This window comes from uncultured Acetobacterium sp., from assembly GCF_927416815.1.
In the GTDB taxonomy this organism is placed as follows: domain Bacteria; phylum Bacillota; class Clostridia; order Eubacteriales; family Eubacteriaceae; genus Acetobacterium.
Map to the genome: position 1 here is coordinate 13,092 of NZ_CAKMJU010000122.1, position 15,434 is coordinate 28,525.

A 15,434-nucleotide genomic window follows, 5' to 3' on the forward strand; every position below is an offset into this window, starting at 1 on the left:
ATGATTTTATCGGATAAAACCATTTATAAATATCTGGAAAGCGGTGAGCTGATCATCGACCCACTGGAAAAGGGCCAGGTGCAACCAGCCTCGGTGGATATTCGCTTGGGAAGCAGTTTTTTAAAGCTGGATGAAAATAATTTTGAGATGATGACGCTGACGGATGAAATTAAGTATATTTCGATGGAAGCGGATGAGATCATTATTCCATCCAACTCTTTCCTTTTGGCAACCACCATGGAATATATCAAGCTGCCCTGCAATCTGACCGCCTTTGTCGAAGGCCGAAGCTCCATCGGTCGGATGGGGTTATTTATTCAGAATGCCGGCTGGGTGGACCCGGGTTTTGAAGGGGAGATTACCCTGGAGCTTTACAATGCCAACCGCCTGCCAATTAAACTGGAAAAAGGCCGGCGGATCTGCCAGCTGGTCTTTGCCCAAATGGATGATATGGCCTTAAACCCCTATCAGGGAAAATATCAGGGACAGCGTTCAGCCGTCGGGAGTCGCGTTTTTCTGGATGAGGAATGCTGATCCGAAGTGTTAAAGCGGGCCGCTGAGAGAAGGAACAAAATAATGAAAGAAATTTACTTAGATAACGCAGCAACCACCAGGGTTCATCCCCAGGTTGCTGAAAAAATGATGGATGCCCTGGTGAACAACTACGGGAATCCTTCATCCCTCCACCGCCTGGGGATTCGGGGTGAACAAGCGATCAAGGAAGTCCGGGAATTAATCGCCAAAAATTTGAACTGTCAAACCCCGGAAATCTATTTCACCTCCGGCGGAACCGAAGGCAATAATATGATTATCCAGGGGGTGGTGGAGAATAAAAAACGTAACCGGATGCGGATTATCACCTCGGCCATTGAACACCCATCGGTGCTGGATGTGTTTACCTTTTATGAAAACCACCAGATTGAGGTAATTGTTATAGGGGTGGATACCCAGGGGCATATTCATTTGGATGAGCTGGAAGCGGCGATGAACGAGGATACCATTCTGGTCAGCATTATTGGGGTGAACAATGAGCTGGGAACGATTCAGGATCTGAAGGCGATTGGCAAAATCGTCAAGGCAGTTAACCCCAAATGTATTTTCCATGCTGATTTTGTTCAGGGCTTTATGAAAATCCCCATCGATGTGCAGGCCAGCCTGCTCGATGCCGTAACCCTGTCCGGACATAAGATTTTTGGGCCAAAAGGTGTGGGCGCCGTTTATATTAAAAAAGGGATCGACATTAAACCGCTGCTTCGGGGCGGTGGCCAGGAAAACAACATGCGCTCGGGGACGGAAAACGTCCCGGGGATCGTTGGTTTTGGTGAAGCCATTCGTTTACGGAAAGACGCGTTTAGTGACGAGTTTGAAGCGATCCGCAGCTTGCGAACCGCCTTTATCAATGAATTAGAAGCAAAAATCGATGACATCAAAATAAATGGCGATCCCAATGGCAGCCCCTATGTGCTGAATGTTTCCTTTAATCGGGTGCGGGGCGAGGTGCTGCTACATAGTCTCGAAGCCAAGGGGATATTTGTGTCCACTGGTTCAGCCTGTTCGTCCCATAAAAAGGAGAAGCAGTATGTCCTCAAAGCGATCGGCCTGGCCGAAGAATATAAAGAAGGAACCATCCGGATCAGCTTTTCACAAGAGATCACTAAAGACGATGTAAAAACCGCGGTGGAAGCGATTGCCCAGGCAGTTAACAGCTTGCGGCTTTTGATTAAACCGAGAAAAAATAGATGACAGGAGCAAAAAAATAATGGAACATGTTATTCTGGTTCGATACGGGGAAATTGCCCTGAAAGGGTTGAACCGTAATTATTTTATCGAATTACTGGCAAAAAACATCAGAAATACCCTGCGCAGTGTACCGTCGGCAAAGGTTAAAAAAATACAGGGGCGCTTGATTGTCAATGTCAGCGATGAAGATCTAAGCCGGGCCATGGAGCGAGTGCAAAAAGTATTCGGGATTGTCTCGATCAGTCCGGCCATTGTTATTGACAGTGAGATTACGGCGATTGAAGAAAATGCCATCGAGCAGGTGCGATCGGCTGAGGACGTCAAAACCTTTAAGATCACCGCCAAGCGGGGCGATAAAACCTTCCCGATCAAATCCCCCGATCTATGCTGCCGTCTCGGCGAAGTGGTGCTCGATAACGTCCCAGGTATCACCGTCGATATCCACAAGCCGGATCTGAATCTGTGGGTGGAAGTTCGCGAACAAACCTATATGTATCACGAATTTATTGCCTGTAACGGTGGTTTGCCGGTCGGCTGCAGCGGTAAAGGGGCGCTTCTATTATCCGGCGGTATCGATAGTCCGGTGGCTGGTTATCTGATGGCCAAGCGGGGCGTCGAAGTGATTGGGGTCTATTTCCACAGCTTTCCCTTTACCAGTGATCGGACCAAGGAAAAGGTCATTGATCTGGCCAAGATCATGAGTCAGTATTGCGGCAAAATCAAACTGTTTGTGGTTCCCTTTACCGAGATCCAGACCAAGATTGTGGAAATGTGTCCAGACCGGCAGACGACCATTATCATGCGTCGCTACATGATGCGGATTGCCGAGATGATTGCCAACAATGAAGGGGCCAAGGCGATGATTACCGGGGAAAGCCTCGGTCAGGTTGCCAGCCAGACCATGGAAGGGCTGGCGGCTACCAATGCGGTCGCCGGAATGCCAGTCTTTAGGCCGCTGATCGGCTTTGATAAAACCGAAATTGTCAAGATTGCCGAAACCATCGGCACCTTTGAAACCTCGATCCTGCCCTACGAAGATTGCTGCACCATTTTTGTGCCCAAGCATCCGGAAACCAAACCAAAGGTTTCGGAGATGCTGCGTTCCGAAGAAAAAATTGCCGAAATGATGGTGCAAATGATGGCCACCGCCGTGGCAGAATCCGAAGTGGTTACACTCTAGGGGGAAACTAAAACTCCCGTACCGACCAATTGTTAATCTGTTGTTTGCTGCACCATGCGAAATCCGCTACGCTCCTTTCGCATTGGTCGCGGGCAGTCGCCAACTACAAACAAGCTTGTGATTGGCTCGTTGCCTGCGCGCAGAATCGGACAGGCTACGCCGTGTCCGCTCTGATGCAAACAACATGATGTAACAATTGTCGGTACTACGTTAGCCCTTTGTCTATAACATAAAACCAGGCAATCATTTTGCCTGGTTTTTGTGTTATAATAAGGTACTCTATTAATCATTTTATAAAAATAAAAGGAAAAAATAATGGCAGATAATAATAAAAGTGGCATTCGCCAAAGCTATATTAAAGAACTCGATGACCTGATAGGTTATGAAATGGAAAACCAGGCGCTTCTGGATGACTATGTGTTAGAAATCATGAAACGGTTAACCCTGCTGACCAAGCGGGAGGTGCTCATTTGTACCAATGACAAAAACCGCGTTCAGTGGGTCAATATTGGGGACGCAGCCACCGTTAATATTGGTAATGCTGAGATGTTATATCACGTGAAGTCGCTCAATAAATACCGGGTGATTCATACCCATCCCGGCGGCAATCCGCAGTTGTCTGCTGAGGATTTTTCAGCAGCAAAAAAACAGAACCTCCAATGCATCATTGCCATTGGTGTCGATGAAAAAATACCGGTAAGCTTTAGTATCGGCGTGCCAGTGGTCGAAGAAGCGACGATGGAATATGGTCAGGCACGCTTTAAAACCTTGAAGGAACTCAATAAGTTCCCACTTGAGCATTATATTCTTTTGGCGGATCGGTTTATTAAAGATGATCCCAATAATCGCTTTGATGCCGAAGACGAAGAGGAACGGGCACTACTGATCGGTCTGGATCTGCCTGGCAATAAGGGTGTCGAGCTGGTCGACTCGATGGAAGAATTGCAACAACTGGTAAAAACCGCCGGGGGAACTGTCCTAGAACAGGTTTGCCAGGCCAGAAGCCAGATTGATACCACCTTTTATGTCGGTAAGGGAAAGCTCCAGGAGTTAATCAAGGTGATTCAGAACAACGACATCAACCTGATTGTCGCCAATGACGAATTGAATTCCCGGCAGATCGCCAACATCGAAGCGGCCACCGGAACCAAAACGGTTGATCGAACCACGATTATTCTGGATATCTTTGCTCGCCATGCCAAAACCAAAGAAGGCAAGCTGCAGGTGGAACTAGCCCAGCAGAAATACCGGATGAGTCATTTAAAAGGGCTGGGGATTGTGATGTCCCGAACCGGTGGCGGCATCGGTACCCGTGGACCCGGTGAAAAGAAGTTAGAAACTGATCGGCGCCATATCCGCAAACAATTAGAAGAGCTGGAAGCCCGGATCGAACGGATCAATAAGAGCAATCAGCTCAATGCCGTGCAGCGGGAAAAAAATAAGATTAAAACTGTCGGCTTAATTGGCTATACCAACTCCGGCAAAAGTACCCTGTTTAACCAGCTGACCCAAAGCGAGGTGGTGACCAAAGATGGTCTCTTTATCACCTTGGATTCGACCCTGAGAAAGGTCGATCCGGAACAGGGCGACTATCTGGTCTCGGACACGGTTGGTTTTATTGATAAGCTACCCCATGATTTAATTAAGGCCTTCAAAACCACTCTGATGGAAGTCGAAACAGCGGATCTGCTGCTCCATGTGGTCGATGTCTCCAACCATAATTACCAAGCCCAAATTGCGGTGGTCAATCAGGTACTGGCAGATATCGGGGCGGGCAACAAAAAAGTGATCATGATTTATAATAAAATCGATAAGCTGACCCCAGAAGACCGGCAAGACTATGTGCTTAAAAACCAGCAGGCTGTCGAAGCCTTGACCCTGTATCTTTCGGCCAAAGAGGGATTGGGAATTGAGCTTCTCTTTGAAACCATCAGTCGCGTGCTGATTGGCGAAAAACGACAAATTAATCTGCTAATTCCCTACGATGACAATAAGGCACTAGCGCAATTGCATGAAATGAAGGTGGTTGTGGAGATTGATTACCAGGCCGAAGGCAATTTGGTGACGATTGAGATGACCGATGATTTTCCAATCCACCTTTTTGCTAAGTATCAGGTGACCGAGGTATAAGCAGTGGAAGATTATAAAACGGTTCTGTCTCCGGATCAAACTGAAATTGAAATCAAGAAGTCCCGCTTTATCAATATGGTATTTCATATTGAAGCCGAGGAAGAAGCGGAAGCGATTCTCGCCGAAATTCGCAAAAAGCATTATAAAGCCACTCATGTCTGCTGGGCCTATGTGCTCAATAGCAATCCCCGGCGTCAAAAAGCCAGCGATGACGGCGAACCCGCTGGTACCGCTGGCAAACCGATTCTTGAGGTCATCGATCATCGTGACCTCAAGGATGTGCTGGTGGTCGTGATTCGCTATTTTGGCGGCATCAAGCTGGGTACTGGTGGCCTGATAAGAGCCTATGGCGGTGGTGCCACCGATGTTCTTAATCATTGTAGCGTGATTAAGAAACAATTTTCCGACCAATTGCAGGTTGTGGTCAGTTATTCCAGTTATGGCGGCCTGAGTAATGGTTTGTTGGAACGGGAGGTAATTCCGGTAAAGGAAGATTTTGGCGAGAATGTGACCCTTTCCTTTGAGATCCCGGTGGCCGGGACAGCCGCATTTTTAGCCTGGATTGAAGATAAAACCAACGGCACCGCTTCGGTGATTCAGGGCCAACCGGCTTTTGTGGACGTGGTGATTACCTAAAAAAGCCAGTGCGGCTAAGGACATTGTTGTTATAAGGTGGATGCTTTGGAAGTAGAATCATCGTTAGATAAATAACTAACGAACGAAACCCTTTACAAAGTCTATAAAGTTGGTTATAATTACCATAGTAAAAAATTAATACTGCGTTTTAAATTAGTGTGGATACAATAATGTATTTTAATTTAAGACAGAGAATAAAAATATCGGAGGTTTTCTTTCGGTATTTTTTCTTGTGTCTGTGATTGGGTCAAATGGCCTGAGCACTTGATATAGAGAACACTTTTGAGAATTAAATTTTGAAGGAAGCAAGGAGTGGGTTGTTATGGAGAAAGAAAAAAAATATTTGGGGTTTAAGGATTTTCTGCAGAAGAAGGATATTGAGTTCTCGGTTCAGCGCTATTTAATGGAAGCCCTGAAGTATATGGCATTTGGATTATTTGGAACCCTGCTGATGGGCAGTATTCTCAATCAGGTTGGGATTTTATTTCACATTCCTTTTTTAAGTGAAACGCTTTGGCCGGTGGCCATGGCGATGACCGGTCCGGCGATTGCGGTTGCGGTTGCCTATAGCTTAAAGGCGCCACCGTTGGTGCTCTTTTCGATTACGGTAGCGGGTGCCCTGGGAAATACTCTGGGCGGACCGGCCGGTGCTTTTTTAGCGGCTGCAGTGGGAGCAGAATTTGGTAAAGCCGTTTCGGGCGAGACCAAGGTGGATATTCTGGTCACTCCCTTTGTGACGATGATGATGGGATCTCTGACCGCGATGGTTGTTGGCCCACCAATCGGGGCATTAATGGTTGGTTTAGGTGAAGTGATTATGTGGGCAACGGTACAGCAACCGATTATTATGGGTTCGGTTATTGCGGTTGTCGTGGGAATGGTCTTAACGCTGCCGATTTCAAGTGCCGCCCTATGTATTATGCTGGGGCTTTCAGGCCTGGCTGGGGGTGCGGCGACGGTTGGCTGTTGCTGTCAGATGGTTGGCTTTGCGATTCAAAGTTACCGCGATAATGGTGTCGGTGGCCTGGCTGCCCAGGGGATTGGAACCTCGATGATCCAGATGCCCAATATCATCAAGAACTGGAAGATCTGGATTCCGCCGACCCTGGCATCAGCGATCCTGGGACCTTTTGCCACCACCATTTTTCAAATGAAGAATACCCCGATTGCATCTGGTATGGGAACCTGTGGTTTTGTCGGGCAAATTGGGACAGTCATGGCGATGACTGAAGCCGGTGATCCAGTCTTTAATATTGCCGCCGGGATTGTGCTGCTGCAATTTGTTTTCCCGGGTCTATTGACCTACCTGTTTTATCGAATTCTTCATGCCCGAGGTTGGATCAAAGATGGCGATTTAAAACTGGATATCTAGTAAGTGACAAAAAAGTTGAAAACTCTGTGGTTTCTTAAAGGTTTATTCGTTATAATGGCAAAGCTTTATTAAGATTGATCAACTAAGGAAGGACGAATACATGAATAAAAACAATCGGGTTACATTTCTATTTAAGCTGCTATTACTGGCTTATCTGGGATTCTTATTTATCCTGACCCTATTGCCGGATACGACCAATATTACCTATGAAACCACCTTTAATTTAGTGCCGCTGACCACCATTGATAACTTTTTTTATGATATTGTCGTGAATGGTTTTATTAACTGGGAATTCCTGGCGACTAAACCAACAGATCCAACCGAAATTGTGTTATACACCTTTACTGATTCCTTTAAGAACCTGGCCGGAAACATTATTCTATTTATGCCGCTGGGTTTGTTATATCCCTTAGCAAGAAAGAACAAGGTCAAATTTTTTCATGCTTTTGTAGTGATATTAGCTAGTACCTGTACCATCGAACTGATTCAGTACCTTTTTTTAGCCAGTCGTCGGGCAGATATCGATGATATTATCTTAAATTTGATCGGCGGTTTAATTGGTTATGCGATTTACAAATGGATCGAGTAGAATACTAAGGGGGAAACATGGCTAAGAAGAAAAGTATTTTTGTCTGTCAGAACTGCGGTTATGATTCACCCAAATGGATGGGAAAATGTCCGGAGTGTGATCAGTGGAATACCATGGTGGAAGAGCTCGATCATTCCAAAATGGGGAGCAAGGAAAATACCCGGGAACGCGGCGTTTATTCCCGTCCTAAATCGCTGGCCGAGATTACCTATACCGGAGATACCAGGTACCCCACCTGTAACGAAGAGTTTGATCGGGTTCTGGGTGGCGGGATTGTGCCTGGGGGGATGATTCTACTCGGTGGTGACCCGGGGATCGGGAAGTCGACACTGCTACTGCAGACTACCGAGGCGCTGGGCAATCAGGGATATAAAATACTTTATATCTCAGGGGAAGAGTCGGAACAGCAATTAAAAATGCGGGGCGAACGGATGCATGTTAAATCCGAAAACATTTCCTTTTTATCAGAGATCAATATTCCCTATCTGCTGACGATTATTCTGGAAGAACGGCCGGATATTGTGATCATCGATTCGATTCAAACGATGTACAGCCCCGATATCAGCTCAGCCCCGGGAAGTGTTAGTCAGATCCGCGAAAATACCGGTGCGCTGATGCAATTGGCCAAAAAAGACAATATCTCGATGGTGCTGGTCGGCCATGTCACTAAAGATGGGGCCATTGCCGGACCGCGTGTTTTAGAGCATATGGTTGATACGGTGCTCTATTTTGAGGGAGAAAAATACCATGCCTATCGGGTGTTGCGGGGGGTCAAAAATCGTTTTGGCTCGACCAATGAGATCGGCATTTTTGAAATGACCGAAAATGGCCTGCAAGCGGTTGCCAATCCATCCGAAATGATGCTCGACAGCCGCCCCGAGAATACCTGCGGGTCGGTGGTGGTGCCCTGTATTGAGGGCACCCGACCGCTGCTGATTGAGCTGCAGGGTCTGGTTTCAGCCACCGGTTTTGGGAATCCCCGGCGGATGGCCACCGGCATGGATTATAACCGGATGGTGCTATTAATGGCGATCATGGAAAAACGATTGGGGATTCAGCTGCAGTCGGTTGATGCTTACATCAATGTGGTGGGCGGTATCAAGGTCGATGAACCGGCTCTCGATCTGGGCGTGATTGCGGTGCTTTATTCCAGCCTCCGGGATTTTCAGATCCCCGGTGATCTGATGATTCTGGGCGAGGTAGGATTAACTGGTGAGGTGCGTAACATCCAGCACATTGAAAAACGACTGATCGAAGGAAAAAAACTGGGCTTTAAACGCTGTATTATTCCGAAAGGCAACCAGAAGGGTCTGAAAATAGCCGGAATGGAGATTCTCCCGGTGGATAATATTCGCTCTGCACTCGATTATTTGCTATAAATTCAGGTCGGTTGAAGACCGTCGATTTGACTGCAGGTTACCGGCAAAAATTTATCCTTTGATTTCTGGGGAAAACCGTGTATAATTAAATTATCCCAAAGTGTTCGTTTTTACTTTATTTTTGAACCTACATCAATACTCAGGGAGTCTGATTGTTCGCTAGCAGATGTTAGGCCTCATTATTTCAGTGGAAAACAGAAACTAGAGACAAGGCACCCACCTAGCTTTCGCTAGGGCGTCAAAAATGGAGTACGACACATTGGGATAGCACCTAAGGGTGCTTTTTTTGTGGTTGTATTATTTTTATGTTTTGGTACAATAGGTAAAGTATATTTAAATTTTGAAGGAGGGCTTATGTACGAATATATGATCGGGAGCTTGGAAGAACAAGCCATGGATTATGTGGTTATTGATCTAAACCGCATGGGATACAAGGTAAAGGTATCGACAAACACACTAAATGAGCTGCCGAGTCTGCATTCGGAGGTAAAGCTGCATCTTCATCAGGTGATTAAAGAAGACGAGGTTTCGCTTTATGGTTTTGCTACTACCGATGAACGGGAGATTTTCAGGACCATGATTGGAATTTCCGGGATTGGCCCCAAAGCGGCGATGGGACTTTTATCTCAGTTCAGCCGCAACGAACTGATTGGACATATTGTCAATGATGATCCCAAGAGCATTGCCAAGGCCCCGGGAATCGGGATTAAAACGGCCAGCCGGATTATTCTGGAGCTGAAGGACCGTTATAAGGATGTGTCGGTCGGCGACCTGAAGGCAGTAGATTTCCGCGGAAAAGATGATCATGCCAGCCAGGCCGTTAATGGACTGGTGGGCTTGGGCTATAGTCTATCGGAAGCCTCCGAAATGGTATCCCGGGCATATACGCCTGAGAGCAGCATTGAAGAACTGATCACTGGTGCGCTTCGCTCGGCCAATCCGTTGAAGGGACGATAACACATGAAGGAACGAATCATCACCTCCGATTTTACGGAATTGGATGTTGAAATAGAAAAAAATCTAAGACCTCAGGGCCTGGATGAATACATTGGCCAGGAAAAGGTCAAAAAACAAATGGGTATCTTTATCAAAGCCGCCCAGAAACGCAGCGAAAGTCTCGACCATGTACTCTTATATGGACCGCCGGGATTGGGCAAAACAACCCTGGCCAATATCATTGCCCGGGAAATGGGGGTCGGGATCAAAACCACCTCCGGTCCGGCGATTGAAAAGGCCGGCGATCTGGCGGCGATTCTGACCAGCTTAAAAGAAGGGGATATTCTCTTTATTGATGAGATCCACCGGCTGCAACGCTCGGTCGAAGAGGTCTTATATCCGGCCATGGAAGATTATGCCCTGGATATTATCATCGGCAAAGGGCCGGGTGCTCGCTCGATTCGGCTGGAGCTGCCGCCCTTTACCTTAATTGGCGCAACCACCCGGGTGGGATTGTTGACCTCGCCGCTACGGGATCGCTTTGGTATGATTCAGCGGCTGGAGCTCTATAATCCCGAACAATTGGCCACCATTATTCGTCGCTCATCAGGGATTATCGGAATTGAAATGGATGATGAAGGCGCCGTTGAATTGGCTATCCGCTCCCGCGGCACGCCGCGAATTGCCAACCGGTTATTAAAACGGGTTCGGGACTATTGCGAAATCGAAGGCCGCGGCGTCATCGATCTTAAGACTACCAGAGAAGCTCTCGATCTCTTTGAAGTCGATGCGGTCGGTCTCGATGAGATTGATCGGATCATGCTCAGAACCATTGTTGAGAAATTTGATGGTGGTCCGGTAGGGATTGACACCCTGGCGGCTGCCATCGGTGAAGAAAAAAATACCATTGAAGAGGTTTATGAACCCTATCTGATCCAACTGGGGTTCCTTTCGAAAACCCCCCGCGGGCGGGTGATCACCAGCCGTGGCTATGCCCATCTGGGATTGCCGGTATCAATGAATGAGGCACTTAAGCTGCAACAGTTGAAAATAAATTTTTATGACAATGAGGAAGAAATAGATGATTAGAACCGATTTTTACTACGATCTCCCCGATGAATTGATCGCTCAGAGTCCCCTCGAAAAAAGGGATGCGTCGCGGTTGATGGTGATTAACCGGGAAAAGAACACGGTTGAAGATCGTCAATTTTTTGAAGTGACCGGGTATTTGCGACCGGGAGATTTACTGGTGATGAATAACACCAAGGTGCTGCCGGGACGGCTGTTCGGCACGCGTGAAGATACGGGTGGCAAGGTCGAAATCCTGTTGCTGCGACACCTGTCTCAAAAAGACTGGGAAATCATGGTTAAGCCGGGAAAACGGGCCCGGGCTGGCGCCCGGATTGTTTTCAGCCCGGAGCTTAAGGGCCAAATCACGGGAACCACCCAGGGCGGGTTACGGATAATCAGCTTTGAATATTCTGGTATTTTTGAGGAAATCATCGATGAGATCGGACTGATGCCGGTACCGCCCTACATTCACGAAACCCTGAAAGACAATAACCGCTACCAGACCGTTTATGCCAAACATGCAGGCTCGTCAGCGGCGCCCACTGCCGGGCTCCATTTCACCCCAGATTTGCTTCAAAAAATTGAAGAGATGGGAGTCGATATTGCCGAGGTTACCCTCCATGTTGGCATCGGCACCTTTCGCCCAGTAAAATGTGATGTGATCGAAGAACATCATATGCATGAGGAGTATTATGAGGTGTCAGAAGAAACCGCCAGAGCTATTAAACGAACCAAGGAAAGAGGCGGTCGGGTGATCGCCGTGGGTACCACCTCGGTGCGAACCTTAGAAAGTAATGCCAAGCTTCATGATGGGGTGGTGACCGCCTACACTGGAGTGACGGATATTTTTATTTACCCCGGTTATCAGTGGGAGGTGGTCGATGCTCTGATTACGAACTTCCATCTGCCGGAATCGACCCTGCTGATGCTAGTCTCGGCCTTTTATAACCGGGAAGCGATCATGAAAGCCTACCAAACCGCAATTGACTGGAAATATCGTTTTTTCAGCTTTGGGGACGCCTTACTGATTGAATAAAAAGATGATTAGGAGAAAAGAATGAGTGAATTTCGTTATGAATTGATTAAGGAGTGTAAGGATACCGGAGCCCGGTTGGGAAAAGTCCATACCAGGCGTGGGGTTATTAATACGCCGATCTTTATGCCGGTAGGAACCCAGGCGACGGTGAAGTCCCTTTCTTCTGAAGATTTAGTGGAAATGGATGCCAACATTATTCTTGGTAATACCTATCATCTCTATTTGCGACCTGGCCAGGAGATTATCGACAAGGCTGGCGGCATCCATAAGTTTATGAACTGGAACCGGCCAGTGCTGACTGACAGCGGCGGATTTCAGGTATTTTCTTTAAATGATTTAAGAAAGATTACCGAAGAAGGCGTTGAATTTATTTCACATCTGGACGGATCCAGACATTTCATGACCCCCGAGAAAGCCATTGACATGCAGAATTCCATTGGGGCAGATATTATTATGTGTTTTGATGAGTGTGCTCCGGCCGGTGCCGATTATGAATATACTAAAAAATCGATGGAAATGACTAGCCGTTGGGCAAAACGTTGCAAAGAGGCGCACAAGCGACCAGCCGATCAGGCCTTGTTTGGGATTGTCCAGGGTGGAATGTTTGCCGATCTACGAGCCCAAAGTGTTAAAGAACTGACTGACATCGGTTTCCCCGGCTACTCGATTGGCGGTCTCAGTGTCGGGGAACCTAAAGATGTGATGTACCGAATGCTCGATGCGACCACACCGCTACTGCCAAAAGATAAACCCCGATATTTAATGGGGGTTGGTTCTTTGGATGCGCTTTTTGAAGGCACGATTCGGGGCATTGATATGTTTGATTGCGTGCTCCAAAGCCGAATCGCCAGAAACGGCACCGCCTTTACCAGTCATGGCAAGGTGGTCGTTCGTAATGCGACCTATAAGGAAGATTTTACGCCAGTTGACCCGGAATGTGATTGTTTCGTTTGTCGAAACTACACCCGGGCTTACATTCGGCATCTGATCAAAACCAATGAAATTTTAGGGGCCAGGTTATTGACATATCATAATTTATACTTTACACTTGTAACAATGAAGAAAATTCGACAGGCCATAATGGATGATAATTTATTAGCCTATAAAGAAGCTTTCTTTGAAAAATTCGGCATAGCTGAATAAGATGAAGGAGAATGTGAATGTTTGGAATTGATTTTACGTTAATTCTTCCTTTGATATTAGTACTTGTATTTTTCTATTTCTTTATTTTAAGACCACAGCAAAAACAACAAAAAGAGATTAAAGAAATGCGATCAAGTATGAAACCAGGGGATGAAATTGTTACAATTGGCGGATTTTATGCAATCGTCTATGCGATCGGTGAAGAAAATGTGACCATCGAATTATTGCCAGATTACAATAAGGCGCTGATTACCAAATCGGCCATTGCTCGAATTGTCAATGTTGGGGACGCTGTTGCAGAAACAGTAGCAGACGATTTTGAAGAGCTAGAAGACCTGGATAATGAAGAAGTCATTGTCGACGCCGAATTTGAAGAAATCGACGAAGAAAAAAAATTATAAAGAACTGACCAGCGATTGGTTAACTGGTAATTATCAGCTTAGCGCCGACAATCGCGGATAGAACAATTTTTGAAGGGAGTGAACAATTTGAAGCACATTAAAATCATTAAAGAAGGTAAACTCACTGACGTAAAAAACAGAGGGTGCGGGGAATGCCAAACTTCCTGTCAATCAGCCTGTAAAACTTCCTGTACGGTAGGAAACCAAAAATGCAAACAAACTGAAAAATAATAAAGAGCCTGAAAGGGGCTGTCTCGTAAGAGATAGTCCCTTTTTTGATGATAGGAGAAAAATGATACATAAATATAAAAAGAACGGCCTTAATATCGTTTTGGATGTCGATACCAGCACGGTGCTGACCGTTGATGAACTGACCTATGAATTGCTGGATCACTACGAGGATCAAAGCAGAGCCGAAATAATCGCAAACTATCAAGAAAAATATCCGATTGCAGAAATTTCTGAATGCCTTGATGAATTGGACAGTGTCAAAGCGACCGGGTTATTATTCCGGGAAATTGACTATCAACGCGAAAATTATGCCAATGAGGATTTGATTAAAGCGCTTTGTCTCCATGTCGCTCATGACTGTAACCTGAAATGTTCCTACTGTTTTGCCGCCCAGGGAGACTTTGAAGGTGAAAAATTGTTGATGCCGCTGGAAGTGGGTCAAAAAGCGATTGACTTTATCATCGCCCAGTCTAAGAACCGTGAAAATCTGGAGGTTGATTTTTTCGGCGGTGAACCGCTGATGAACCTCGAGGTGGTCAAACAATTGGTCATCTACGGCAATGAAATGGCCGCCAAACACAATAAGAAATTCAAATTTACGATGACCACCAATGGGGTCTTGCTCGATCCAAAAACCCGTGAATATCTCAATGAAACGATGGATAATATCGTTCTTAGCCTGGATGGTCGTAAAGCCGTCAATGATCAGATGCGACAAACCATCAATAATCAGGGTTCCTATGATGTGATTATCGACAATATCAAAGCAATGGCAAAAATGCGGGGTGACAAAGATCATTATGTTCGGGGAACCTATACCCATCATAATCTTGATTTTGCCAAAGATGTAGAATTTTTGGCAAAAGAGGGTTTTAAAAGCATATCGGTGGAACCGGTAGTGGCTGAAGCGACGCACGATTACGCCTTGACCGAAGCGGATCTGCCCACCATTATGAAAGAATATGATGATCTGGCTCTGGCTTACCTGAAACGTCATCAGGAGGGGCTTCACTATAACTTTTTTCATTTTAATGTCGATTTGGATCATGGCTCCTGTGTTTATAAACGGCTGTCTGGGTGTGGGGCTGGTAAAGATTATGTTGCGGTGACGCCGGAAGGCGACGTCTACCCCTGTCATCAATTTGTCGGAAATGAAGCTTTTAAGATGGGCGATGTAAGAAGTGGGATCACCACCGGCGAAATCAAAAAAATCTTTGATGCCGGCAACCTGTTAGAAAAAGAAGCCTGTCAAAGCTGCTGGGCTAAATACTTCTGTGGCGGCGGCTGTCATGCTAACGCCTACAACTTTAACGGTACCATTATGGAACCCCATTTCGTCAGCTGCGAAATTGAGCGCCGGCGAGTCGAAAATGCCATTATGATTTCGATTATCGAAGGCGAACAGGAATAAGCTGTTAGGGTTGGCGTGAACTACCGTACCGACCAATGACCAAGGGATCAGACCCTTGTTTTAATCTACCCCCTGGGTTTTTTGACAAGAATGGATATTTGTGGTAGATTAAGGTATCTACATTAAACAAACCTTCAGATTATTCTGCGACGGGAAGCATCATATCAGTACAGCAAAAT

General features: G+C 46.3%; 15 protein-coding genes and 1 other RNA gene. All 16 read left to right on the plus strand.

The window, feature by feature from the left end:
• The 16 genes from dcd to scfB all read left to right on the plus strand — a co-directional run bounded on the left by dcd (position 1) and on the right by scfB (position 15,255).
• Positions 1-534 (plus strand): dCTP deaminase, encoded by a 534-nt coding sequence (gene dcd / locus QZ998_RS14965; protein WP_296561642.1) that lies wholly within the window; start codon positions 1-3, stop codon positions 532-534.
• 42 nt (positions 535-576) lie between these two features.
• On the plus strand, positions 577-1,743 hold the full coding sequence (locus tag QZ998_RS14970) for a cysteine desulfurase family protein (protein ID WP_296561643.1): 1,167 nt from the start codon (positions 577-579) through the stop codon (positions 1,741-1,743).
• Positions 1,744-1,759: 16 nt separating this feature from the next.
• Entirely contained in the window at positions 1,760-2,920 is a 1,161-nt protein-coding gene (thiI, locus tag QZ998_RS14975) for a tRNA uracil 4-sulfurtransferase ThiI (RefSeq protein WP_296561644.1), read from the plus strand.
• A 315-nt stretch (positions 2,921-3,235) separates the two neighbouring features.
• Positions 3,236-5,050 (plus strand): GTPase HflX, encoded by a 1,815-nt coding sequence (gene hflX / locus QZ998_RS14980; protein WP_296561645.1) that lies wholly within the window; start codon positions 3,236-3,238, stop codon positions 5,048-5,050.
• A 3-nt stretch (positions 5,051-5,053) separates the two neighbouring features.
• Positions 5,054-5,686 (plus strand): YigZ family protein, encoded by a 633-nt coding sequence (locus QZ998_RS14985; RefSeq protein ID WP_296561646.1) that lies wholly within the window; start codon positions 5,054-5,056, stop codon positions 5,684-5,686.
• Between the two features lie 322 nt (positions 5,687-6,008).
• Positions 6,009-7,058 (plus strand): PTS transporter subunit IIC, encoded by a 1,050-nt coding sequence (locus QZ998_RS14990; protein WP_296561647.1) that lies wholly within the window; start codon positions 6,009-6,011, stop codon positions 7,056-7,058.
• A gap of 100 nt (positions 7,059-7,158) precedes the next feature.
• A complete protein-coding gene (locus QZ998_RS14995; RefSeq protein ID WP_296561648.1) occupies positions 7,159-7,647 on the plus strand; it encodes a VanZ family protein in 489 nt (162 codons plus the stop codon).
• Between the two features lie 17 nt (positions 7,648-7,664).
• Positions 7,665-9,026, plus strand: a complete 1,362-nt coding sequence (gene radA, locus QZ998_RS15000) for a DNA repair protein RadA (RefSeq protein WP_296561649.1) — start codon at positions 7,665-7,667, stop codon at positions 9,024-9,026.
• An 89-nt stretch (positions 9,027-9,115) separates the two neighbouring features.
• A non-coding RNA gene (ssrS, locus tag QZ998_RS15005) (6S RNA) lies at positions 9,116-9,296 on the plus strand.
• A gap of 84 nt (positions 9,297-9,380) precedes the next feature.
• Positions 9,381-9,983 (plus strand): Holliday junction branch migration protein RuvA, encoded by a 603-nt coding sequence (gene ruvA / locus QZ998_RS15010; protein ID WP_296561650.1) that lies wholly within the window; start codon positions 9,381-9,383, stop codon positions 9,981-9,983.
• Between the two features lie 3 nt (positions 9,984-9,986).
• Positions 9,987-11,051 (plus strand): Holliday junction branch migration DNA helicase RuvB, encoded by a 1,065-nt coding sequence (gene ruvB / locus QZ998_RS15015; RefSeq protein ID WP_296561651.1) that lies wholly within the window; start codon positions 9,987-9,989, stop codon positions 11,049-11,051.
• Entirely contained in the window at positions 11,044-12,069 is a 1,026-nt protein-coding gene (gene queA, locus QZ998_RS15020; protein WP_296561652.1) for a tRNA preQ1(34) S-adenosylmethionine ribosyltransferase-isomerase QueA, read from the plus strand. The genes ruvB and queA overlap by 8 nt, the downstream gene beginning before the upstream one ends.
• 21 nt (positions 12,070-12,090) lie before the next feature.
• On the plus strand, positions 12,091-13,212 hold the full coding sequence (gene tgt / locus QZ998_RS15025) for a tRNA guanosine(34) transglycosylase Tgt (protein ID WP_296561653.1): 1,122 nt from the start codon (positions 12,091-12,093) through the stop codon (positions 13,210-13,212).
• Between the two features lie 17 nt (positions 13,213-13,229).
• Positions 13,230-13,613 (plus strand): preprotein translocase subunit YajC, encoded by a 384-nt coding sequence (yajC, locus tag QZ998_RS15030; RefSeq protein ID WP_296561654.1) that lies wholly within the window; start codon positions 13,230-13,232, stop codon positions 13,611-13,613.
• Positions 13,614-13,700: 87 nt separating this feature from the next.
• Positions 13,701-13,844 carry a six-cysteine ranthipeptide SCIFF gene (scfA, locus tag QZ998_RS15035; protein ID WP_111889407.1) on the plus strand — a complete coding sequence of 48 codons (144 nt, stop codon included), beginning with the start codon at positions 13,701-13,703 and terminating at the stop codon, positions 13,842-13,844.
• A gap of 61 nt (positions 13,845-13,905) precedes the next feature.
• Positions 13,906-15,255, plus strand: a complete 1,350-nt coding sequence (gene scfB, locus QZ998_RS15040) for a thioether cross-link-forming SCIFF peptide maturase (RefSeq protein WP_296561655.1) — start codon at positions 13,906-13,908, stop codon at positions 15,253-15,255.
• The last annotated feature ends 179 nt before the right edge of the window (positions 15,256-15,434 follow it).